We start from the raw sequence: 23716 nt of genomic DNA, 5'->3' as shown, positions 1-23716 counted from the left end.
GAGAATAACGTAAACTGTGGTGGTTTAAGAGCCATTAAATTCAGGAGCCAGCCATGCAATACCTGCATACGATGATTCGAGTCAGCAATCTGGACGACACCCTCCATTTCTTCTGCGACCTGCTGGGTATGGTGGAAATCTCCCGTAAAGACAGCGAGCAGGGCCGCTTTACACTGGTGTTCCTGGCCGCTCCGGAAGACGAAGCCCATGCCCGGGAAAATCAGGCACCGATGGTGGAGTTGACCTACAACTGGGATCCGGAGGAATACACCGGCGGCCGTAATTTCGGGCACCTGGCATTTCGGGTGGAGAACATCTACGAGCTGTGCGAAAAGCTCCAGGCCAATGGCGTAACCATAAATCGCCCGCCCCGTGATGGTCACATGGCCTTTATCCGCACGCCGGATAATATCTCCATTGAACTGTTGCAGAAAGGTGATGCACTGGAGCCTCAGGAGCCCTGGGCCAGCATGGGTAACACCGGTATCTGGTAAACAGTGTTGTGAGACGTAGTTCACACTTTTGACGCCGCCCCCGGGCGGAGTTACCAAAGCCAGTTCATATAACGCCCGCTTATCATTTGTTGACTTTTGCACCTTCGGGTACACAAACAACAACAAATGAGGTGGCCGTTATGTTCTCCAGAAATGCACTGGTAGCAGCCGTTGTCCTTGCCCTGGCCGGTTGCGGTGGTTCTGGTTCGGATTCCGCATCAGTGTCGTCCGGCACAGGTTCGGAAACTGCCCAACCCGCAAAACCCGGTGGCCCCAGAGCGCTGCCTGAGGGCGAGGGCGAAATCCGGGTGCTGTCTAACCGGGCAGACCTGATCAGTGGCGGTGACGCGCTGGTGGAGGTTGTGGCGGCAAACCTGCAGGATGCCCGGGTATTCCTGAATGATGAGGATATCACCGGGCAGTTTCAGGAAGCTGGAGAAGGTGCATGGCGTGGCCTGGTTAACGGCCTCAAGCTCGGCAGTAACACGCTGGAAGTGTTGCTGGAACGCGGCAAAAGCCGGATTGCCACCAGTATTACCAACCACCCAAAGGGTGGTCCGGTTTTCTCCGGCCCCCAGGTTCAGCCCTGGAACTGTACTAACGCGGCGGCAGTAGACGAGGCCTGCAATCAGTCACCGGAGTTCAGTTTTAAATACGTACCCGCAGAGCAACTCACCCGGCTGTTCACCGAATTTGACCCGGAGGATCCGGGCCTGCCGGATGCCTTCTTGCCATACGACCCTGAAAACCCGCCTGCCGATGAAGATATTGCCACTATCACCACTGATGAAGGCATGGAGTTGCCGTTCATTGTGCGGGTAGAGACGGGTGTGCTGAACCGCGACCGCTATCAGGTCATGTCACTCTATCAGCCCGGTGAGGAATGGACGGCACTGGCCCCCCAGGAGCAGTGGAACGGTAAGGTTCTGGTTCACCACGGTGGGAACGTGGGGGTGAGCTACGGCATGGGCAACCCTCCGAATGGCGATGTGTCGGGCCTGACCAACGGCAACGAGCTGTTGCTTGGCGACAGTATTTCAGTGGCCCTGGCCCGTGGCTTCGTTACCCTTTCCACTGCGCAGTCTAACCTGGGGCATAACGCTAACCTGGTGACGGCAGCTGAATCCCTGGTGATGGCCAAGGAGCATATCGTCGAGCAGTACGGGCCGATTCGCTACACCATCGGTACCGGTTGCTCCGGAGGCGCAATTGCCCAGCAACATGTTGCTAATGCCTATCCCGGTATCTATCAGGGCCTGATCGTCCAGTGCTCCTATCCGGATGTCTGGACAACCGCTACCCAGTTTGCGGATTACAACCTGATCAGCAATTACCTTGGCTTGCAGGCACCGGAAAGCCCGGAGGGTGCCCCGGGGTTCTTTGAAGGGTTGCTGAACAATGGCCTGCTGCCCACGCAGTGGCCGTTTCTGTATGGCCACTTGCCCATCAATCCAGTGGTTTCGGACCTGGCATTTTTCCCCGCCGCGTACCCGGACCAGGAGGATTGTCCGAAACTGCCTGATGGCGTTGACGTGTATCACCCGGAAGAGCGGCCGGGCGGTCTTCGCTGCGGCTTGATCGATTATATGAAGAGCCAGTTTGGTGAGCGGTCTCCGGAAGTCTGGTCGCCAAATGAGCAGCTTCTGGGGTATGGCTTTGGTGGCATCCCACTGGATAACGAGGGCGTACAGTATGGCCTTCGGGCACTTCAGGAGGGATTGATCAGCGGGCAGCAATTCCTGGACCTGAACCGTGAAATCGGTGGCTTCAACGTTGATATCGATTACCAGCCCGGGCGCACCCGCGGAGACTTTCAGGCGATCACCAATGCCTACCGGACCGGCGCGATCAACACCGGGGAAAACTTCGAAGGCGTGCCGATTATTGACCTGCGTGGGCCGGATCCCGGTTTAGCCCACGATGCCTACCACTCCTGGCAGACTCGTGCCCGTATAGAGGCAGTGCAGGGGCACTCCCTCAACCATGTGATCTGGTACGGTGCCTTCCCCATTGCCGGTGATACGGTGTTTACCACGGAAGCACTCATGGTGATGGACCAGTGGCTGGCGGGTATAGAGCAGGATGAACAGGGTGGCGAGTTGCCGGAAAAACTGGTTCGAAACCGCCCGGACACTGCCCGGGATCGTTGTCTCTCTTTGTCTGGAGTAACGGCTGACTCCGGTCTGGTGCTGCCGTTGACGGGCGGCTTGCTCTACCCGGATCCGGTAGTTCCGGGGCTGGAGTATTTGCCCACCTTGCCGCCGGAAGTCGGTCAGATTCTGGATGTTGCAACTGGCCAGGTGTGCGGTTTGGACCTGGGAGACCTTGGGTTGCCGCCCCTGGTGACCGATCTTCTGGCACCGATTACCGAGCCCGTCGTTGAGTTGCAGGCGTTGCTGGTGCAAACCCGCTTCGGCACCCCGCGCACCGTTGCCGGCGATGATATCCGTACCCTGAACAACAAGTGTCAGCTGAAACCGGTCGATCCGGCCGATTACCCTGTCAATCTGACAACCGGAGTGCTGAATTCTGAAAACTTCGCCAGGCGCGTGGCAGAGATCTTCCCCAACGGCGTTTGTGATTACAGCAAGCCGCCGGTAGGGCAGGTGCCTACGCAAGTCTGGTTGCAGTACGGCAACTCGGAGCAAGTTGTCTACGGAGGGGAGCCGTTACCTGAGTCGGAAACGGCCGTGAGCGGCTGGGCTTCGGATGCCTTTGAGGTCACCCTCTCGCAGTGAGATAGCCCGGAGCAACGACAAATCCTTGCGCCAGTCATCAAAACTGCCGGCTTGTCGTTGCTCCGGTTCTCCCGGGTCTCTAGAATTTGCGACCGTTTTCACAATCGCATCAGGATGATGCGCCTCTCATGACCAAGGAAGGAGTTGCCGAATGGATGATTGGCAAGCTTGCCTGTCTCCGGCCTGCCAGAGTGCATTGGTTCAGGCCCGGGACAGCGTCGACCGCCGCGGCGGTTCGGTAATCACTGCAGAAGATTTCCTGTTGGCGTTGCTGGACGCGATTCCGGACATCGCCCCGTTTCTCAAGCGCCAGGGTGTCGACCTGGACGAACTGGTGCGCACCATTCAGGGCGAACAACCGATCGTTACCGAAGTCCGGGGTGATGGTGACCTGTCTTCCCAGCTGATTTACTGGATTTCCGGAGCCCGGGAGACTCATGGGGTGTCCTGGCTCGAATGGCCGCACCTGCTCAGGCAGTTGGCGTCGGGTGCCGAACGGCTGCAGGACAAAGCCTATGTGGCGGTGCTGGAACTGGTCAGCCACTGGCCGGCGCAGCATGAGGAGCCACCGGCACCGGTTGTCGGCGTGGATCAGGACATTACTCCCTTAACGGTTACCGATCCGGCCTGGCTCGAGTTGGCAGAAGAAGTGGTGGTCATCACCGCAGCCAACTCCCGGGCGCTGATCTGGCTGAAGGGCGATGCCGGGTCCGGTAAAACCAGTTGGTTGAGCGTGCTGAAGTCTATGCCCGGTTTTCTCTGGGTTCAGGTGGACCCCCGACGGCAGGCCGAGATTATGGCGTCAGACCAGCCTGTCGCACCAACAGCTGAAGCCGGCCCGCTACACTGGCCTGCCCTGGTACTGGACAACGTGTCTCCTGCCGGGTTGCTGGAGCTGATTCAGCAGCCGGATGGTGTGGTGCATGAGCTGGTTACTGGCTGGCAGGGCCCGGTGCTTCTGTTGTCTGAAGATAACGGCGATTCAGGTGCGCCGGAGCGATTGGCTCAGTCGCTGGGCCGGGCCGTCGATTCGCTCATGATGCCGGAGATGAGTGCAACCCAGCGCAAGGCCATCCTGATGGCGCACCAGCCGGCAATTGAGAAACGGTGGAACATCCAGCTGTCTTCGGCCGCAGTAGACTATGCCAGCTCCCGGAACAGCCGGATGGTTGCGCGGCCCGGTGGCATGCTGGAGTGGGTGCGCCGGGCGGCAGCGCGGCTTGACCTGTTTGCCAGTCGGGGGCCACTGGGCGCCCTGGCGGTTGCAGGCCAGCAGGATGCGCTTCGGCGCCAGTCGTTGGTGGCGCTGGCGAGGGGTGATGACTGGGCGGTTTCCGAGCAGGAGCTGGCCCGGTTATCGATCCAGCAGGCGGCCGCCGAAGTCGGCTGGCATGAACGTCAGCGTTCTGGAACCCTGCGGCGCCTTCTGGCGGAAGATCTGCGTGAGGAACTCGAACGATGGGTTGCAGGCAAGCCCGGGCCGGTTCACTATGTGCTGCATTGTGAACAACAGCATGGAGAATCCTCGGGTGCAGGATCTGGAAATCTATATTCGTGACCTTGAGTCGGGCGCGGTGTCGCGCTGGCTGGAAGGCCAGCTTGACCAGTTACAGCTGGATGATTCTGACGTGTCATCGGTGGCGAAGGGTACGGCTTCCTTCAACGGCGCTCGTCTTCGCATCAGTTTGTACCCCGGTGCCTTTGGCAAACGATTTACCTCTCTGGTACTGGAGGGTGAAGACCTGCCCTGGAACAGTGATCTGGAATGCGCCCGAAGTGCCTGGCGGGCGATGGAGGGTGAGATCCGTTGCAGCCTGGGTGACTGGAAAGAAGGCGATCCGGTAGAGGATGAAAAGTGGTGGCGGTTGGATCACCGGGGTGAGCAGCAGGTGGTGTGGAACTGACAGTTCGACCACCCATATAACGCAAAAAGGCAGCCAACTGGCTGCCTTTTTGCTGTCTTCAGAGCAGAATTATTCGCTCAGGATAGACACGTTGTCGGCTTGCAGGCCTTTGTCAGCTTCAACCACGTTGAAGCGAACCAGCTGGCCCTGGCGCAGAACACGACGGCCACGGCCACGGATGGCGCGGAAATGTACGAAGATTTCGTCGCCACTGTCACGAACGATAAAGCCGAAGCCCTTCTTCACGTTGAACCATTTGACGGTGCCCTCTTCGTTGCCTTCCGGGGTGCTGTCGTCAAAATCGTCTTCGTCGTCATCGTAGGTGTTGGCAGGCTGGCTGGCACGGGCCGGACGGCTTTGGCTGCGGGCATTGTTTGCGGTTGCAGGCTGCTTGCCGGCCAGTGCAATTGCCAGGAAGCCGGCAACGGCGAAAAGAACGAAGGCAATGATGTAGGCGGCAATGCCACCGCTGGCGCCCAGGGCCTCAAGGCCTTCGCCAATGGCGAGCAGGCGCAGGGGGTCCGGAGTGGTGGTAAGCAGAAGGCCCAGTATAAACGGTGCCGGAATCGCGATCAGAACAGCAACGAGGATCGCCTTGGCTGGATTACGCATTGGCTGATTATTCTCCATGGGTTAACACTAACGATAAAAAGCCGGGCATCAGGTAACATGGCATGTCCGGCCGATGAGCGCCGCCTGGCCAGAACCCCGGCTGTGGCGGTAAAAGGCGGCATGATACCAGATTACTGAAAGGGCTGACCAAACCTCATGAGCAAAAACACCCTCGAAGACAGAATTGCGGAACTGGAAATGCGACTTGCGTTCCAGGATGACGTGATTAATACCCTGAGTGAGCAGGTGGCCAGGCAGGAAATGGATATTCGGGAGCTGTGGGATGCGAAGAAGACGCTGCACAAGCAGCTGAAGGATATTTCGCCGTCCAATATCCGGCCAGAGGAGCAGGAGGTGCCGCCTCCTCACTACTGATTCCGGAGTCGGCCGCCGGCTCCGGGGTCAGACCCCCGCGCGGCCCTAAGGCCCAAAGACGCGCGTGGGTCTGACCCCTCTGTGGCACGAAATCACCCCAGCAGTTCCACCAGTATCTGCTCGTAAATCTCTGACAGGGTATCCAGATCGTCAGCCTTCACGCATTCGTCCACTTTGTGGATGGTGGCGTTGATGGGGCCGAGTTCTACTACCTGCGCGCCGGTGGGGGCGATGAAGCGGCCGTCTGAGGTGCCGCCGGAGGTGGAAAGCTCGGTTTCGCGGCCGGTGACGGTGCGGATGGCGTTCTGGCTGGCAGACACGAGGGCGCCTTTGTCAGTCAGGAAGGGGCGACCGCTGAGGTGCCACTGCAGGTCGTACTTCAGGTTATGGCGGTCCAGCACGGCCACTACCCGCTCTTCCAGGCTTTCTGCGGTGTTCTCTGTGCAGTAGCGGAAGTTGAAGTGCACCAGGCATTCCCCGGGGATGATGTTGCTGCCGACACCGGACTCAATGCGGGTTATCTGGAACGTGGTCGGCGGGAAGAAATCGTTGCCGTTGTCCCAGAATTCCTTTGCCAGGGCATCCAGTGCCGGTGCCACGGTGTGCACCGGGTTTTCCGCCATGTGCGGGTAGGCTACGTGGCCCTGTACCCCGTGTACGGTCAGGTAGCCGTGCAGGGAGCCACGGCGACCGTTCTTGATGACGTCGCCCACCTGGTGCGTACTCGACGGCTCACCGATCAGGCACCAGTCCATTTTCTCGTTTCGGGCTTCCAGGGTTTCCACCACCTTTACCGTACCGTCCTGGGCCGGGCCTTCTTCGTCGCTGGTGATCAGCAACGCGATAGAGCCCCGGTGGTTCGGGTTGTTCGCCACAAAGCGTTCGCAGGCGGTTACGAAGGCGGCCAGGCTGCCTTTCATATCTGCAGCGCCTCGGCCGTACAGGTAACCGTCTTTGATCACCGGCTCAAACGGTGCGTGGGCCCAGTTCTTCTCCGGCCCGGTCGGCACCACATCGGTATGGCCGGCAAAGGCCAGCACAGGCCCCTCTGAACCCTTGCGTGCCCAGAGGTTGTCGGTGTCACCAAACCGCATGTTCTCGCCAGCAAAGCCCAGAGGTGCCAGGCGTGACATCATCAACTCCTGACAGCCAGCGTCGTCCGGGGTGACTGAAGGACGGCTGATGAGGTCCATGGCGAGTTCGAGGGTAGGGGACAGGGACATGTGACGGCCTTTAGTTGTTAGCGTGCAGTTCTTCGTTCAGTTCAATCGCGGTTTTGTTGGTCTTGCACTCGACCGCGCCGGTCAGGCTGTTGCGGCGGAACAGCAGGTCGTTCTTGCTGGCCAGGTCGCGGGCTTTGATGACTTCTACCAGATCGTTGTTGTCGTCCAGCAGGTTCACCTTGGTGCCGGCGGTGATGTACAGGCCTGCTTCAACCGTGCAGCGGTCGCCCAGCGGGATGCCGATGCCGGCGTTGGCGCCCAGCAGGCAGTTTTCGCCTACGGAGATGATGATGTTACCGCCGCCAGACAGGGTGCCCATAGTGGAGCAGCCGCCACCCAGGTCGGAGCCCTTGCCGATGATCACGCCGGCGGAGATGCGCCCTTCGATCATGCTGGTGCCTTCGGTACCGGCGTTGAAGTTGATGAAACCTTCGTGCATGACGGTAGTGCCTTCGCCCACGTAGGCGCCCAGACGAACCCGGGAGGTGTCGGCGATGCGCACGCCCTTGGGTACCACGTAGTCGGTCATCTGCGGGAACTTGTCTACAGATTTCACTTCCAGGGTGCGGCCTTCAATACGGGCTTGCAGCTGACGCTCCGGCAGCTCGTTCAGGTCGATGGCACCTTCGTTGGTCCAAGCCAGGTTCGGCAGCAGGCCAAAAATGCCGTCCAGCTTCAGGGTGTGGGGCCTGGCCAGGCGATGGGAAATCAGGTGCAGCTTCAGGTACACCTCGGGGGTGCTGGATGCGGTATCGTCTGTCGCCAGTACGGTAACCACCACCGGGCGCTTGCTGTTGGCAGCCTGCTCGGCCAGCCTGGCCTGCTCGGTCTGGCCCAGTTGGCGCAGGGCGTTAGCAAACTGGCTCAGCTGCTCGGCGCCGGCTTCGATGGCCTGGTTGCCGCCTTTGTAGTCCAGCGCGGTTTCAACCACGTCGATCAGGTCTTTGCCTGGGGTCATGATCGGCTGCTGGTAGTAAACCTCCAGCCACTCGCCCTGGTTGTTCTGGCTGCCGATGCCAATGCCGAATGCAAAACTCATCTGATCTGCTCCTGTACTAAAAATTTAAGAATGTTTTCCGTGGCCGAAAAAAGTCAGTCAGTCCACGCAGTCCACTGGTCTGCGTTAAAGCCCACGCTTACCTCGTCGCCCCGCTCAACCACAGGGCGTTTGATGATGGAGGTGTTCTCCAGCATGATCTGGTGGGCACTTTGGGCGCTAATGGTATCACGAACCTCGTCGGGAAGTTTCCGCCAGGTGGTGCCGCGTTTGTTGATCAGCGCCTCCCAGCCGATGGCCTGTTCCCACTGGCTCAGCTTCTCGCTGGAGAGGCCGTCTTTCTTGAAGTCGTGGAACTCGTAGGCGATGCCGTTTTCGTCCAGCCACTTGCGGGCTTTTTTCACGGTGTCGCAGTTTTTGATGCCGTACAGTTTCATGGTTTAAGGCCTTTTTTTGCCACGGAATCCACGGAAGGACACGGAAAGAAAAGACGAAAAGATTATTTTTGCCACGAAATCCACTAAAAAACACGAACAAAGATGACGGATAAAAAACTAAAAAATTCTTTGTCTTTCCTTTCGTGTTCTTTCGTGGATTTCGTGGCGAATCAGTAATTTTTAACAAACTCAACAATCCGCCGGGCAGCCTCCACACACTCCTCCAGCGGTGCTACCAGCGCCATTCGTACGCGGTTTTCGCCGGGGTTGTGGCCATTCACGGTGCGGGAGAGGTAGCGGCCGGGCAGTACGTGTACGTTCTGTTGGGCGGATAGTTCGCGGGCGAAGGTTTCGTCGCTCATGGGCGTTTCCGGCCATAGATAAAAACCGGCATCCGGGAAGTCTACGTTCATCACTTCGCGCAGGATGGGCACCACGGCCTCGAACTTGGCCCGGTAGGCGGCACGGTTCTCCCGTACGTGGTCTTCGTCGTTCCAGGCAGCGATGCTGGCCAGCTGGTTTTGAACGGGCATGGCGCAGCCGTGGTAGGTGCGGTATTTCAGGTAGCCCGCCAGTACCTCGGCGTCGCCCGCCACAAATCCGGAGCGAAGGCCCGGCAGGTTGCTGCGCTTGGACAGGCTATGGAACACCACGCAGCGTTTGAAGTCGTGCCGGCCGATGGCTGCGCAGGTTTGCAGCAGGCCTTCGGGCGGGTTGGCTTCGTCCGGGTAGAGTTCGGAGTAGCATTCGTCGGAGGCGATCAGGAAATCGTGGCGGTCGGCCAGTTCGATCACTTTTACCAGGGTTTCCCGGGGAATCACGGCGCCGCTGGGGTTGCCGGGGGAGCACAGGAACAGGATCTGGCAGTCCTTCCAGACCGATTCCGGAACCGCATCGAAGTCCGGAATAAAGCCGTTGCTTGCGTCGCAGGGCAGGTAGACCGGATCGGCACCGGCCAGGAACGCTGCGCCTTCATAGATCTGGTAAAACGGGTTTGGGCTGACCACGGTTGCTGGCTTGCTGGAGTCTACAACCGCCTGCACCAGGGCAAAGATACCCTCGCGGGTACCGTTAACCGGCACCACGTGTTTTGCCGGGTCCAGTGTGCCCTCGGCCAGCTGGAACCGGCGGCTGGCCCAGTTGGCGATGGTTTCGCGCAGCTCGTCCAGGCCTTTGGTGGTCGGGTAGTTGGCGAGTTTGTCCAGGTTGTCGGCAATCACCTGTTTAACAAAGGTGGGTGACGGGTGTTTGGGTTCGCCGATGCCCAGTGAAATCGGTGCCAGGTGCTCCGGCACGCTGATGCCGGCTTTCAGTTTGGCCAGCTTTTCAAAGGGGTAGGGGTGCAGTCTTTCCAGGTTCGGGTTCATTGAATATCGTCCAGCATTTTACTCATGTGCTGTTGTAGGGCCTGGCATACGTTCGGGTCGCTCAGGGGTTCACCGTGTTCGTCGGTAATAAAGAAAACGTCCTCTACCCGTTCGCCCAGGGTGGCAATCTTGGCGTTGGTCAGCCGCACCCGGTGTTCCAGTAATACCTGGCCAATCCGTGCCAGCAGTCCCGGACGGTCGGGGGTGATGACTTCCATCACCGTGCGCTGATTAATGGTGTCGTTGGAGAAAGTCACTTCGGTAGGGAATGCGAAGTGCTTCAACTGGCGCGGAGTGCGCCGGTGGATGATGTCGGGGTAGTCTTCCGGATCGTCCAGTTCTTCGATTAGCCGCTTGCGAACCCGCTCTTTGCGGGCCGGGTCAACACCCAGCGGTTGGCCCTGCTCGTCGAGAACTACGTAGGAGCTGATGGAGTAGGGGCCTTCACTGGAGTTGATGCGGGCGTCGACAATGTTCAGGTTCAGCTGTTCCAGTACCGCGGTGGTGGCGGCAAACAGGGCGACCCGGTCTTTCATATAGATTATGATTTGCGAGTAGCCGTCTGTGGGGCCACCCCGGGTGTCGCGGATCAGTACCAACGGGTCCGGGTTGTCGCCATGGCGGATAATCGCGGCGGTTTGCCAGGCGATATCCACGGTGGAATCCTGCAGGAAATATTCCTCATCGACCGTGTCCCAGATTTTGTCGATCTGCTCGTCAGTCATGTTCTGGGCGCGCAGGATTTCCCGGGCCTCTTCGCGGGTGGCGTCTATCCAGGCCTGGCGGTCTACCGGGGTGTCGATACCCCGGCGCAGGGCTCGCTTGGCTTCGATATACAGCTGGCGCAACAGCGAGGCGCGCCAGGTGTTCCAGAGTTTCGGGTTGGTGGCACTGATGTCGCACACCGTGAGGATGTACAGGTAATCCAGGTGGGCCTGGCTGGGCATGGCCCGGGCGAAGGCCTGGATGATATCCGGGTCGGAAATGTCCTTGCGCTGGGCGGTCATGGACATGAACAGGTGGTTCTCCACCAGCCAGGAAATCAGCTGGGTATCCCGCTCGCTCAGGTGATGGCGCTGGCAGAAGGCCTCGGCATCAATGGCGCCCAGTTCGGAATGGTCACCGCCCCGGCCCTTGGCTACATCGTGGTACAGGCCGGCAATGTAAAGGGTATCCAGCTTGGGCAGCCGATGAATCAGGCGCGAGGCCAGGGGGTATTCGCTCTGGGCCTCGGTGCCGGTCAGTCGCACCATGTTGCGGATTACCCGCATGGTGTGGGCATCCACGGTATAAATATGGAACAGGTCGTGCTGCATCTGGCCGATGATCTGGCCAAACTCCGGCAGGTAGCGGCCCAGCACGTTGTACTTTTTCATGGCGGACAGGGTCTGGTCCAGCGCATGGGGCGTGCGCATCAGTTCCATGAACAGGGTAGTGACGGCCAGGTCGTTACGGAAGGCATCGTCAATCAGGTGCCGGTGCGCCCGCAGTGAACGGATGGTGGTGGCGCGAATGCCCTTGATCTCCGGATGCTGCGCCATCAGCACAAAGATTTCCATGATGGCGTAGGGGGCGTAGGCGAACACCTGGTTGTTGATGGCTTCTATATACAGGTTGCGCATCTGGAAGCGCTTGTTGAGCGGGCGGATTTCGTCTTCCGTGCCGCTGCCGATAATCGCTTCGTCGTAATACTGCAAAAGCACATCGGTGATTTCAGCCAGGGCCAGCACCGTACGGTAGTACTGTTGCATCATCAGTTCGACGCCCAGCCGCTTGCCCTGGTCCTGGTAGCCCAGCATCTGGGCCAGCGCCCGCTGGTGGTCGAACAGCAGGCGGTTCTCGTTGCGGTCGGCTATCAGCTGCAAGCCATAGCGCAGGCGCCACAGGAAGGTTTCGCCTTCGTGCAGAATCTGGTGCTCTTCCTCGGTGAGGATGCTGAAGCGGGTCAGGTCGGCGATGCTTTGCAGGCCGAAGTGGCGCTTGGTAATCCAGCCAATGGTCTGGATGTCCCGCAGGGCGCCCGGGGAGCCTTTTACGTTGGGCTCCAGGTTGTACTCGGTGTCGCCGTATTTCTTGTGGCGTTGCTGCTGCTCTTCCCGCTTGGCCACAAAGTAGGCCTTGTCGGAACTCACCTCGTCGGAGTAGGCCTGTTCGCTCAAGGCTTGCCGCAGGCTGTCTGGCCCGGCAATGGTACGGGTTTCCAGCAGGTTGGTAAGTATCGAGATATCTTCCCGTGCGGCTGAGATGGATTCGTCCATGCTGCGCACGCTGTGGCCGATATCGAGTTTCAGGTCCCATAGCAGGGTAATGAAGGCCCCCAGATCGTCCTGCCACTCGGGCGCCATGCCCTCGCGGGTGAGGATCAGCAGGTCAATATCGGAGTGGGGGTGCAATTCGCCCCGGCCGTAGCCACCTACGGCAATCAGGGCGATGTCTTCGGAGCGGGCGAACGGATATCGATTCCAGATCAGCCGGAGCACGGTGTCTACGGTGTCGGCCCTTGAGCGAACCAGGGCCCGGACGTCTGCGCCCTCGCGGAATGCATCGGCATCGGCGTCGTAACTCTCCCGCAGTAATTGCCGGGCCGCGGAGACCGGTGAGCGGTCGTTACTGATGCGGGACTCCAGCTCACTCCGGTCCACTTAGAAGGACTCTTCCGATCGCTTGGTTAGTACTTCGTGGCCATCGGCAGTTACCAGGATGGTGTGTTCCCACTGGGCGGACAATTTGTGGTCCTTGGTCACGGCGGTCCAGCCGTCGGCCAGCATCTTGGTGTGGTATTTGCCCTGGTTCAGCATGGGTTCGATAGTGAAGGTCATGCCTTCTTTCAGTTCCAGGCCGGTGCCGGGCTTGCCGTAGTGCATCACCTGTGGCCCTTCGTGGAATACCGCGCCAATGCCATGGCCGCAGTAATCCCGAACGATCGAGTAACGGTGTTTCTCGGCGTGCTGCTGGATCACATGGCCGATGTCGCCCAGGCGTGCACCCGGCTTGACCAGTTCGATACCTTTATAGAGGCACTCCTGGGTAATCTGGATCAGTCGCTCGGTGCCGGGCTTGGGCTTGCCGACAACCCACATCTTGCTGGTGTCGCCGTGGTAGCCGTCTTTAATAACCGTCACGTCGATATTAATGATGTCGCCGTCTTTCAGAACTTTCTTGTCTGAAGGGATGCCGTGGCAGACAACGTGGTTGACCGAGGTGCAGATAGACTTCGGAAATCCCTTGTAATTAAGCGGGGCCGGAATGGCTTTCTGCTCGTTCACAATGTAGTCGTGGCAGATGCGGTCGAGTTCTTCGGTGGTTACGCCGGGCTTCACGTGCTCGCCGATCATCTCCAGAACTTCAGCAGCCAGGCGGCCGGCTACGCGCATCTTTTCGATTTCTTCGGGGGTCTTGATAGATACCTGCATCGGACTTCCTGTTGATTTGCGTCAAACAGCCATTTTAAGGGGCATGGGGGTAAGGTACAAGGCGGGGTGGTGCTATGGATGCCATAGCTCCGGGTTAAGTTACGGGGCAAAAATAATGGCGTGCGGCAGGTGCTTTGTGGTATAAACGCGCCCGCTGGAAACGAATCCGGCAAATTCACACACGTGTCAGCACGTTGTCCCAGGGTGCCGGTACCTGCTAGCAGCTCACATAATGCGCTTGCAGAGACTGGTTGGGGCAATCGGACGCGTGGAGGTCTAACCCGAAGCTAAAAGGTAACTATCATGGCTCAGGTAAATATGCGTGACCTGCTGAAGGCAGGTGCTCACTTTGGTCACCAGACTCGTTACTGGAACCCGAAAATGGGCAAGTTCATTTTCGGTGCCCGCAACAAGATTCACATCATCAACCTGGAGCAGACTGTTCCGGCCATGAATGAAGCCCTGAACTTCATTCAGTCCCTGGCTGAGAACAAGAACAAGATCCTGTTCGTTGGCACCAAGCGTGCTGCCGCCAAGATCATCAAGGAAGAAGCCGAGCGTTCCGGCCAGCCGTTCGTTAACCACCGCTGGTTGGGTGGAATGTTGACCAACTACAAGACCATCCGTCAGTCTATCCGTCGCTACCGTGACCTGGAAGCCCAGAGCAAAGACGGTACTTTCGACAAGCTGACCAAGAAAGAAGCCCTTGAGCGTACCCGTGAAATGGACAAGCTCGAGCGCTCCATTGGTGGTATCAAGGATATGGGTGGCCTGCCTGACGCGCTGTTCGTTATCGACGTAGACCACGAGCGTATCGCCATCAAGGAAGCCAACAAGCTGGGCATTCCTGTAATCGGTGTTGTTGATACCAACAGCGATCCGGACGGCGTTGACTACGTGATCCCGGGTAACGATGACGCCATCCGCGCCATCCAGATCTACGTGAAGGCTGTTGCCGACACCTGCCTGGAAGCTTCCCAGTCTGCAGGCGGTGCTGACGAGTTTGTTGAAGTCAGCGAGAACGCCGAAGGCGCTGCTCCGGCCGCCGAGTAACACTTAAGCTTCACGTTTGAGTTGTAAGGTATGCCCGCCTGTTTATCCGGGCATACCTCCCCACCGAATTCGGAAACGATTTAAGAGGATTGAACATGGCTGCAATTACCGCTGCAATGGTCAAAGAGCTGCGTGAGCGTACCGGCCTTGGCATGATGGAATGCAAAAAGGCACTGGTTGAAGCTGGTGGCGACGTTGACGCTGCAATCGAAGAGCTGCGCAAGTCTTCCGGCCTGAAAGCCGCCAAGAAGGCTGGCCGTACCGCTGCTGAAGGCGTGTCTCTGGTAAAAGTGTCTGACGACAACACCGTTGCCTACATTCTGGAAGTGAACTCCGAGACTGACTTCGTTGCTCGTGACGACAACTTCATGGGCTTCGCTAACGACGTTCTGAACGTTGCTTTCGAAAAAGGCGAAACCGACGTTGCAGCCCTGATGGCTGGCGATCTGGAAGCCAAGCGTGAAGCGCTGGTTCAGAAGATCGGCGAGAACATCACTGTTCGTCGTATCATCAAGGTTGAAGGCCCGGTTGTAGGTGGCTACGTTCACAGCAACAACAAGATTGCTTCTGTTGTAGCTCTGAGCGCCGGTAACGAAGAGCTGGCCCGCGACATCGCCATGCACGTTGCCGCTGTTAACCCGCGCGTTGGCAAGCCGGACGACATGCCTGCCGAAGAGCTGGAAAAAGAGAAGGAAATCATCAAGGCCCAGCCGGATATGGAAGGCAAGCCTGCAGAGATCATTGAAAAGATGATGGGTGGCCGTATCAAGAAGTTCCTGGCTGAGAACAGCCTGGTTGAGCAGCCGTTCGTCAAGAACCCTGAACAGAAAGTGGGTGATCTGATCAAGGCCGCCGGTGGCGACCTGGTTGGCTTCGTTCGCCTGGAAGTGGGTGAAGGCATCGAGAAAGAAGAAGTGGATTTTGCCGCTGAAGTGGCTGCTGCCGCTGGCACAGGCAAGGCCTGATCCCTCTTCCCGGCCCGGTCGCGCAAAGCGGCAGGGCTACCTGAGTCTGCCACGTCAGCCGGGTTTTCCCGGCTTTCGTGGCGGGCTTGTATCTGAGATACCCCTTTTTTCGAGGAGTATGTCAGATACAAGCCTGCAGCGGGTTTGATACCGGATAGCCAACAGACGAGAAGGGGATCACCATGTCGACATCTTCAAAAACCCAGCCCAGATACAAGCGCGTTCTGCTCAAACTCAGTGGTGAAGCCCTGATGGGCGAGCACGATTTCGGTATTGATCCCAAAGTTCTTGACCGCATGGCCCTGGAAATCGGTGCCCTGATAGGCATTGGTGTTCAGGTGGGGCTGGTGATTGGTGGTGGTAACCTGTTCCGTGGCGCCGCACTGAGCGCTGCCGGCCTGGACCGCGTAACCGGCGACCACATGGGTATGCTGGCCACGGTGATGAACGGCCTGGCCATGCGTGACGCCCTGGAACGCTCCAACATTCGTACCCGCGTAATGTCTGCCATCCCCATGAGTGGTATTGTTGAGCATTACGACCGCCGCCGCGCCGTGCGCGACCTGAAAGAAGGCGACGTGGTGATCTTCAGCGCCGGCACCGGTAACCCGTTCTTTACCACGGATTCGGCGGCCTGCCTGCGCGGTATCGAGATCGAAGCAGATGCGGTACTCAAGGCCACCAAGGTGGATGGCGTTTACTCTGCCGATCCCAATCTTGATCCTACCGCAGTAAAATATGACCACCTGACCTACGATGAGGTTCTGGAAAAGAAATTGGGTGTGATGGATCTGACAGCCATCGTCCTCGCCCAGGACCACGGTATGCCGCTGCGGGTTTTCAACATGAACCAGCCCGGCGTTCTTACCCGCATTGTGACGGGTGAGAGAGAAGGCACACTGATTGAATAACGAATTGAGGATTTTTACGTGATTAACGACATCAAAGCAGAAGCCGAAAAGAAAATGAAAAAGAGCCTGGAGGCTCTGGGTTCGGCGTTTAACAAAATCCGTACCGGCCGTGCCCATCCGGCCATTCTCGACAGCGTAATGGTGAACTACTACGGCCAGGAAACGCCCCTGAAGCAGGTGGCAAGCGTGAACGTAGAAGATAACCGAACCCTGTTGGTGGCGCCCTGGGAAAAGAACCTGGTACCGACCATCGAAAAAGCCATCATGATGTCTGACCTGGGCCTGAACCCGTCCACCAATGGCGACGCCATTCGCGTACCCATGCCCATGCTGACCGAAGAAACCCGTAAGGAAATGGTCAAGCAGGCCAGGGCCGATGCCGAGCACGGCCGGGTTTCTATCCGTAACGCCCGTCGGGACGCCAACAGCATGCTGAAGGATTTGCTGAAGGACAAGGATATCAGCGAAGACGACCAGCGCCGTGGCGAAGAAGAAATCCAGAAGCTGACCGACAAGCACATCGCTGAAGTCGACAAGCTGCTGAAGGTGAAGGAAGAGGACCTGATGGCGGTATAATCGCCCGGGTCTGTTCAGAGCAGAATGAGCGGCGGCTGGATGTCCGCCGCGCAGAGGATTTCATGACGGGACAAGTAACCGCAGAAATTCCGGTGGAGGCAGACAGCCGCCCCCGGCACGTGGCCATTATCATGGATGGCAATAACCGCTGGGCCAAGGCGCACCGGCTCAAGGGAGTGGCAGGCCACAAGGCCGGCGTGGATGCGGTGAAAGCCGTGGTAGAAACCTGTGCCCGGCAAGGCGTGGAAGTGCTCACCCTGTTTGCGTTTTCCAGTGAGAACTGGCGTCGTCCGAAAGACGAGGTTTCGGCGCTGATGCGCCTGTTCCTGATTGCCCTGGAGCGGGAAGTCCGCAAGCTGCACAGGAATAACATTCGCCTTCGCATTATCGGCGACCGCTCCGCGTTTAATCCGACCCTCCAGGAACACATGGAGCGGGCTGAAACGCTCACCCGTGACAACACCGCCATGACCCTGGTGATTGCCGCCAATTACGGCGGCCACTGGGATATTACCGAGGCCACCCGGCAAGTGGCCCAAAAGGTGCGCGCTGGCGAGCTGGAAGCTTCAGATATCACTGATGACCTGATCCAGCAGCACCTGAGTATCGGTGACCTGCCCATGCCTGACTTGCTGATCCGTACAGCTGGCGAGCAGCGCATCAGCAATTTCCTGTTGTGGCACCTGGCGTACACCGAATTCTATTTCTCTGAGGTGTTCTGGCCGGACTTCAAGGCCGATCAAATGCAGAAGGCACTGGAAGCCTACGCCGGGCGCAAGCGCCGGTTCGGGCAAACCGATGACCAGATCGCCGCCCGCGCCACAAAACAATAACGATATAGCGACCAACACCGTGTTAAAAACCCGAATTATTACCGCGCTTATCCTGGCCCCTATCGCGATCGGCGGGATTTTCTTCCTGCCTCCGGCGGGCTTCGCCCTGTTTACCGGTGCCATTATCTCCCTTGGCGCCTGGGAGTGGGCCAATATGTCCGGTATCGAAGGCCAGCCGGGGCGCGTGATTTATGCCCTGGTCATGGCAGGGCTTCTGGCCGTGATCTGGCAGTTGCAGGTGCCGGCCATAACAGTGCTCTGGCTGGCCCTGCTCTGGTGGCTGGTGTGCTTCGGGCTGGTAAGCCGTTACCCGGCGGGCTCCGATCGCTGGGGTGCCGTGCCGCTACGGGCCCTGATGGGGCTGTTTGTGCTGGTTCCCGCCTGGGTAGGGCTGAACCATCTGCGTACCGGCAGCTTCCAGTTCGGTGAGCTGACCAATAACCTGCTGGCCATTCTCTACATCTTCCTGGTGGTCTGGGTAGCGGATATCGGCGCCTATTTTGCCGGCCGGGCCTTCGGCAAGGCGAAGCTGGCACCGAAAGTGAGCCCCGGTAAATCCTGGGCTGGCGTGTGGGGCGGCCTGGCTGCGGTTGCTGCCCTGGCAGTGGCGGCCAGCCTGGTTGCCGGCGCCGGTGCCGTGCAAACCGTTCTGCTGGTGCTGGCAAGCCTCGTTACCGGCCTGGTATCGGTGCTGGGGGATTTGCTGGAAAGCATGCTCAAGCGATTCCGTGGTATCAAAGACAGCAGCCAGTTGCTGCCCGGCCACGGTGGCATTATGGACCGTATTGACAGCCTTACAGCCGCGATTCCCGTCTTTGCCCTGATGATCACGCTACTGGGCTGGTTGTCTACGGGTGTCTGGAATTTATGATCACACGCAGCATTACGGTACTGGGGGCAACCGGCTCAATAGGCCTGAGTACCCTGGATGTTATTCGGCGGCACCCGGAGCGTTTCTCGGTTCACGCCCTCACGGCGGGAACACGGGCACCGGAATTAGCCGCGCTTTGCCGGGAATTCCGCCCCCGGGTAGCGGTGATGGCGGATGCCGGGGCGGCAGAGGAACTGGCTGGCCTGCTCGCCGATTGCCCCGACATTGGCGTGCTCAGTGGCGAGCAAGGGCTGATCGACGTGGCGGCAGACGAACAGGCCGACACCGTAATGGCTTCGATTGTCGGGGCTGCCGGGCTGGCGCCGACACTTGCGGCGGTGCGCGCTGGCAAACGAGTACTGCTGGCCAATAAAGAAGCCCTGGTCATGTCCGGCCAGCTCTTTATGGATGCCGTGGCTGAATCCGGTGCTGAACTGCTGCCTATCGATTCGGAACACAATGCCATCTTCCAGTGCATGCCGGCAGACAAGGTGCGTGATCCGCAAGCGGCTGGCATTACCCGCATTCTGCTCACCGCCTCTGGCGGGCCGTTTCGAACTTTGCCGGCCGAACAGTTGCGCTCGGTAACGCCTGCCCAAGCCTGTGCCCACCCCAACTGGTCCATGGGCCAGAAGATTTCCGTTGATTCCGCCACCCTGATGAACAAGGGCCTGGAGCTTATCGAGGCCTGCTGGCTGTTCAATACCTCGCCGGACAAGGTGGAGGTACATGTTCACCCCGAAAGTATCATCCATTCCATGGTGGAGTATGCAGACGGCTCGGTGCTGGCGCAGTTGGGTAGCCCGGATATGCGAACTCCGATCGCCAATGGCCTGGCCTGGCCGGAGCGTATCGAAGCCGGGGTCGCTCCCCTGGACCTGTTCGCCATCGGCCGCTTTCACTTCGAGCGCCCGGACTTGCAGCGTTTTCCGTGCCTGAGGCTGGCTGCTGAAGCCTTCGCCACCGGTGGCACCGCGCCAGCCGTCCTCAACGCCGCTAACGAAGTGGCCGTGGCGGCATTCCTTGAAGGCGGGCTGTGCTTTGCAGACATCCCCGTTATCATAGAGCGAACAATGGCGGCCACCGACGTGGTATCGGCGGACAGTTTCGATACCATCTTCCGGAAAGACGCCGAAGCCCGCGAACGGGCAATGGAACAGATTCGCCTTTTATCGGTCTGATTCCGGCGGGGCGTGTTGCGCCGGCTTTCAGTTATCAACCGGACAGTCTATGCAGATTATTCAAAGCGTACTGGCACTTGCACTAACCCTCGGCATTCTGGTGACGCTGCACGAGTTCGGCCATTTCTGGGTTGCTCGCCGCTGCGGAGTCAAAGTGCTGCGTTTCTCTGTGGGTTTCGGTAAGCCGCTGTTTTCCTGGTACGACCGCCACGGCACCGAATTTGCCGTAGCCGCCATCCCTCTTGGCGGCTACGTGAAAATGCTGGACGCCCGGGAAGGCCCTGTGCCGGCCGAACTGGAAGACCAGGCTTTCACCTCCAAGCCGCCGTCCCAGCGCATTGCCATTGCGGCAGCAGGGCCCGTCGCCAACTTTATTTTCGCTATCTTTGCCTATTGGCTGATCAGCGTGGTGGGAGTGACCACGGTAGCACCCATTGTTGGCGAAGTGGCGCCAGACAGCGTGGCCGAGCGCGCGGGCCTGCAGGAAGGTATGGAAATTCTGGGGGTGGACGGCCGCCAGGTGACGTCCTGGCGCGACGTGAACATGCGCCTGCTGGAGCGGGCAGGGGAGCAGGGCCCCATTTCGCTGGAAGTTTCCCGTGATGGTGCCCGTGGTACCTTTTCGGCCCCGCTGAACGGCTGGAACCTCAGCAACGACGAACCCAATCCGCTGGCGGAATTCGGCATCACCCCCTGGCGCCCGGACGTACCGGCGGTGCTGGGTCAGATCAGTGAAGACGGCCGCGCCTCCATGGCGGGGTTGCAGCCCGATGACCGGGTTACCGCTGTAGACGGTGAGCCGGTGGCGGACTGGTTCGCGCTGGTAGATATCATTCGCGAGTCCCCGGAGCAGCAGCTGCAGTTAACCGTGGAGCGGAACGGTCAGACTCTGGATGTTCCGGTAACGCCGGCCACCAGAACGCTGGAAGACGGCCAGGACATCGGTTTTGTGGGCGCCGGGGTGCAGGCCATAAGCTGGCCGGATAGCGTGCTTCGGGAGATTAGCTACGGCCCGCTGGCGGCGATTCCCAATGCGCTTGAAGAAACCTGGGCCGACACCCGGCTGACACTGGTGGCCATCAAGAAGATGGTCACCGGCCTGTTGTCGCCCACTAACCTGAGCGGGCCGATCACCATCGCCCGGGTGGCGGAAGCCAGCGTCAGTTCCGGATTCGAGGATTTTGTCCGGTTCCTGGCGTATCTGAGCGTCAGTCTCGGGGTTTTGAACTTGCTGCCGGTTCCGGTTCTGGACGGCGGCCACATCGTGTATTACACCATCGAAGCCATCCGCCGGAAGCCGGTGTCGGAGCACGCGCAGGCGCTGGGATTACGAATTGGTATGGCTTTGATTCTGAGTTTAATGGTGTTTGCTCTTTACAACGACCTGATGCGGTTGTGAGAATTGCGGGCTCCTTACCGCACATTAACCAGGCGATAAAACTGAATGAGACGTTCCCTTCTAGCTGTAGCCGTTGGCCTCGCCATTACCGCAACCGGTATGAAGCCAGCGCTGGCGGATGAATTTACGGTTGCGGACATCGAGGTAGAAGGCCTGCAGCGGGTATCCGCCGGTTCCGTATTTGCCGGATTCCCGGTCAATATTGGTGAGCAGATTGACGAAACCCGCCTGGCGGGCGCCATCAAGGATCTGTTCGGCACCGGATTGTTTACCGATATCCAGGCCAGCCGTGATGGTGGCGTGCTGATTCTGACGGTGAAGGAGCGGCCATCGATTTCCTCGATCGAGATCGAAGGCAACAAGAACATCGAAACCGATATGCTGATGGACGCCCTGGCCGGGGCGGGCCTGGAAGAAGGGCAGGTGTTCCGCCGGGCCACGCTGGAGCGCCTGGAGCTGGAAATCCTGCGCTCCTACATTGCCCAGGGCCGATACAACGCCCGGGTCAAAGCGACCGCAGAAGAGTTGCCCCGCAACCGGGTAGCCGTGCGCCTGGATATCAACGAAGGCTCGGTAGCCGCCATCCAGCACATCAACATCATCGGCAACAAGGATTTCAGCGACGAAGAGCTGATCGACCTGTTCGAGCTGCGTACCAGCAGCTGGTGGAACTCACTGACCAACAAAGACAAGTACGCCCGGGAACGCCTGAGTGGTGATTTGGAATCTCTGCGGTCGTTCTACCTGAACCGCGGTTACCTGGATTTCAGCGTCGAATCCAGCCAGGTGTCCATTTCACCGGACAAGAAGCAGGTGTTTATCGCCATCGCCCTGGATGAAGGCCCCCAGTACACCATCTCTGACATCCGCCTGCGCGGTAACCTGATTGTTGAAGAAGAGGAATTGCGCAAGCTGATCCCGGTTAAAGAAGGCGATGTGTTCTCCCGGGCCCAGATGACCGCCATTTCCGAAGCCCTGTCGTTCCGCCTTGGGCGTGAGGGCTATGCCTTTGCCAACGTGAACGCCGTGCCGGAACCGGGCGAGGACAATACCGCCGCGGTGACCTTCTTCATCGAGCCGGGCAAGCGGGCCTACGTGCGCCGGGTCAATTTCGAAGGCAACGTATCCACCAAGGACGAAGTGCTGCGCCAGGAAATGACCCAGATGGAAGGTGGCGTGGCATCGTCTGACCGCATCGAGTTTTCCAAGACCCGCCTTGAGCGCCTCGGCTTCTTCCAGACGGTGGATGTGGAAACCGTCCCGGTACCCGGCACCGATGACCTGGTGGATGTGAACTACAGCGTGCAGGAACAGCCGACCGGCAGCCTGTCGGCGTCTGTGGGTTTCTCCCAGAACTCCGGTGTGATCCTTGGTGCCTCGGTGTCTGAAAACAATTTCTTCGGCAGCGGCAAACGGGTGTCGTTCGGTGTAAACGTGAGTGACTCGGTCAAGAGCGCCAATGTTTCCTACTTGGACCCGTACTTCACCGTCGATGGCGTAAGCCGTGGCTTCAGCCTGTTCGCCCGGGAAACCGACTACGAGGAAGAGGATATCTCCTCCTACCTGCTGGATGAATACGGCGGGCGCCTGACCTTCGGTTATCCGACAGATTCTATCACCCGCTTGAGCTTTGGTGCCGGCATTACTCGTTCCGATATCAAGCCCGGGGTGTTCTCTGCCCAGGAAGTCCGTGACTTCGTGGCGGAGGAAGGCGACTCCTTTACCAACTACTTCCTGTTTGGTAACTGGCGCCGCAGCACCCTCAACCGGGGCGTGTTGCCAACCGATGGTTATAGCCATTCGCTGTCGCTGGATGTGGCGGTACCGGGCAGTGACCTGACCTTCTACAAGGCTTCACACCGTACCGACTTCTACTTCCCGGTGACTGATGCACAGGACTGGATTGTGAGAGCCCGAACAGAAATCGGATACGGGGACGGTTATGGTGACCGCACCCAGATGCCGTTCTTCGAGCATTTCTACTCCGGTGGTTATGGCTCGGTGCGCGGTTACCGCGCGAACTCGCTGGGTAACCTGGCGGAGAATGCTCCCAACGATTTCTCGGATCAGGATCCATTTGGCGGCAACCTGCTCACCGAAGCTGGCCTCGAGTTGATCTTCCCGACACCGTTCGCCGGGGATTCCCGCTCCATGAGAACCTCGTTCTTCCTGGATGCCGGGCAGGTGTTCGACACCGAGCGCGGGTTCGATCCGGAACTGACAGAAGTGCGCACCGCCGCGGGTGTCAGCTTCCAGTGGATCACGGCCGTGGGCCCGCTTGCATTCAGCCTGGCCAAGCCGCTTAATGACAAGGCAGGTGACGATACCCAGGTATTCCAGTTCTCGCTGGGCCAGACGTTCTGACGC

General features: G+C 59.0%; 21 protein-coding genes. 14 read left to right on the top strand and 7 right to left on the bottom strand.

Annotation, left to right across the window (positions count from 1 at the left end):
* Positions 1-53 precede the first annotated feature (53 nt).
* The 4 genes from AQ621_RS02985 to AQ621_RS02970 all read left to right on the top strand — a co-directional run bounded on the left by AQ621_RS02985 (position 54) and on the right by AQ621_RS02970 (position 5136).
* Positions 54-494, top strand: coding sequence for a VOC family protein (locus AQ621_RS02985; RefSeq protein ID WP_058340198.1), 441 nt, complete (start codon positions 54-56; stop codon positions 492-494).
* 140 nt (positions 495-634) lie between these two features.
* On the top strand, positions 635-3232 hold the full coding sequence (locus tag AQ621_RS02980) for a DUF6351 family protein (RefSeq protein ID WP_058340197.1): 2598 nt from the start codon (positions 635-637) through the stop codon (positions 3230-3232).
* A 151-nt stretch (positions 3233-3383) separates the two neighbouring features.
* Positions 3384-4790, top strand: coding sequence for a hypothetical protein (locus AQ621_RS02975; RefSeq protein ID WP_058340196.1), 1407 nt, complete (start codon positions 3384-3386; stop codon positions 4788-4790).
* Positions 4762-5136 (top strand): hypothetical protein, encoded by a 375-nt coding sequence (locus AQ621_RS02970; protein ID WP_022989854.1) that lies wholly within the window; start codon positions 4762-4764, stop codon positions 5134-5136. The genes AQ621_RS02975 and AQ621_RS02970 overlap by 29 nt, the downstream gene beginning before the upstream one ends.
* A 69-nt stretch (positions 5137-5205) precedes the next feature.
* Here the strand turns inward: AQ621_RS02970 and AQ621_RS17940 are convergent, their stop codons facing one another.
* Complete coding sequence (locus AQ621_RS17940) at positions 5206-5748, bottom strand: cold-shock protein (RefSeq protein WP_058340195.1); 543 nt, start codon at positions 5746-5748, stop codon at positions 5206-5208.
* A 156-nt stretch (positions 5749-5904) separates the two neighbouring features.
* Here AQ621_RS17940 and AQ621_RS02960 point away from each other — a divergent pair, with 156 nt between their 5' ends.
* Complete coding sequence (locus AQ621_RS02960) at positions 5905-6123, top strand: SlyX family protein (protein ID WP_022989856.1); 219 nt, start codon at positions 5905-5907, stop codon at positions 6121-6123.
* A gap of 92 nt (positions 6124-6215) precedes the next feature.
* Here the strand turns inward: AQ621_RS02960 and dapE are convergent, their stop codons facing one another.
* The 6 genes from dapE to map form a co-directional block, all read right to left on the bottom strand.
* Positions 6216-7346 (bottom strand): succinyl-diaminopimelate desuccinylase, encoded by a 1131-nt coding sequence (gene dapE, locus AQ621_RS02955; RefSeq protein ID WP_058340194.1) that lies wholly within the window; start codon positions 7344-7346, stop codon positions 6216-6218.
* Between the two features lie 10 nt (positions 7347-7356).
* The gene (gene dapD, locus AQ621_RS02950; protein ID WP_058340193.1) at positions 7357-8385 is read right to left on the bottom strand and encodes a 2,3,4,5-tetrahydropyridine-2,6-dicarboxylate N-succinyltransferase; all 1029 of its coding nucleotides are present in this window, start codon (positions 8383-8385) and stop codon (positions 7357-7359) included.
* Positions 8386-8438: 53 nt separating this feature from the next.
* Entirely contained in the window at positions 8439-8780 is a 342-nt protein-coding gene (locus AQ621_RS02945; RefSeq protein WP_058340192.1) for an ArsC family reductase, read from the bottom strand.
* Positions 8781-8950: 170 nt separating this feature from the next.
* Complete coding sequence (gene dapC / locus AQ621_RS02940; protein WP_058340191.1) at positions 8951-10147, bottom strand: succinyldiaminopimelate transaminase; 1197 nt, start codon at positions 10145-10147, stop codon at positions 8951-8953.
* On the bottom strand, positions 10144-12789 hold the full coding sequence (locus AQ621_RS02935; RefSeq protein ID WP_058340190.1) for a [protein-PII] uridylyltransferase: 2646 nt from the start codon (positions 12787-12789) through the stop codon (positions 10144-10146). Before AQ621_RS02935 ends, dapC begins: the two co-directional genes overlap by 4 nt.
* Positions 12790-13560, bottom strand: coding sequence for a type I methionyl aminopeptidase (gene map, locus AQ621_RS02930; RefSeq protein ID WP_058340189.1), 771 nt, complete (start codon positions 13558-13560; stop codon positions 12790-12792).
* A 303-nt stretch (positions 13561-13863) separates the two neighbouring features.
* Here map and rpsB point away from each other — a divergent pair, with 303 nt between their 5' ends.
* The 9 genes from rpsB (at position 13864) to bamA (ending at position 23713) form a co-directional block, all read left to right on the top strand.
* A complete protein-coding gene (gene rpsB, locus AQ621_RS02925; RefSeq protein WP_022989863.1) occupies positions 13864-14613 on the top strand; it encodes a 30S ribosomal protein S2 in 750 nt (249 codons plus the stop codon).
* Between the two features lie 95 nt (positions 14614-14708).
* Positions 14709-15578 carry a translation elongation factor Ts gene (gene tsf, locus AQ621_RS02920; protein ID WP_058340188.1) on the top strand — a complete coding sequence of 290 codons (870 nt, stop codon included), beginning with the start codon at positions 14709-14711 and terminating at the stop codon, positions 15576-15578.
* Positions 15579-15760: 182 nt separating this feature from the next.
* Positions 15761-16489: a UMP kinase gene (gene pyrH / locus AQ621_RS17520; RefSeq protein WP_022989865.1), complete on the top strand. Its 729-nt coding sequence runs from the start codon at positions 15761-15763 to the stop codon at positions 16487-16489.
* Positions 16490-16507: 18 nt separating this feature from the next.
* The gene (frr, locus tag AQ621_RS17515; protein WP_022989866.1) at positions 16508-17065 is read left to right on the top strand and encodes a ribosome recycling factor; all 558 of its coding nucleotides are present in this window, start codon (positions 16508-16510) and stop codon (positions 17063-17065) included.
* A gap of 62 nt (positions 17066-17127) precedes the next feature.
* Positions 17128-17898 carry a polyprenyl diphosphate synthase gene (gene uppS, locus AQ621_RS02905; protein ID WP_058340187.1) on the top strand — a complete coding sequence of 257 codons (771 nt, stop codon included), beginning with the start codon at positions 17128-17130 and terminating at the stop codon, positions 17896-17898.
* 19 nt (positions 17899-17917) lie between these two features.
* Complete coding sequence (locus AQ621_RS02900; RefSeq protein ID WP_058340445.1) at positions 17918-18769, top strand: phosphatidate cytidylyltransferase; 852 nt, start codon at positions 17918-17920, stop codon at positions 18767-18769.
* Positions 18766-19950, top strand: a complete 1185-nt coding sequence (ispC, locus tag AQ621_RS02895; protein ID WP_058340186.1) for a 1-deoxy-D-xylulose-5-phosphate reductoisomerase — start codon at positions 18766-18768, stop codon at positions 19948-19950. Before AQ621_RS02900 ends, ispC begins: the two co-directional genes overlap by 4 nt.
* Before the next feature lie 49 nt (positions 19951-19999).
* Positions 20000-21349, top strand: a complete 1350-nt coding sequence (rseP, locus tag AQ621_RS02890) for an RIP metalloprotease RseP (protein WP_022989870.1) — start codon at positions 20000-20002, stop codon at positions 21347-21349.
* A gap of 45 nt (positions 21350-21394) precedes the next feature.
* Positions 21395-23713: an outer membrane protein assembly factor BamA gene (bamA, locus tag AQ621_RS02885; RefSeq protein ID WP_058340185.1), complete on the top strand. Its 2319-nt coding sequence runs from the start codon at positions 21395-21397 to the stop codon at positions 23711-23713.
* Positions 23714-23716: the final 3 nt, after the last annotated feature.

Source organism: Marinobacter sp. P4B1 (assembly GCF_001447135.1).
Taxonomy (GTDB): Bacteria; Pseudomonadota; Gammaproteobacteria; order Pseudomonadales; family Oleiphilaceae; genus Marinobacter; species Marinobacter vinifirmus.
Note: the sequence above shows the minus strand (reverse complement) of the source record. Positions and strands in the feature narration are given on the sequence as shown.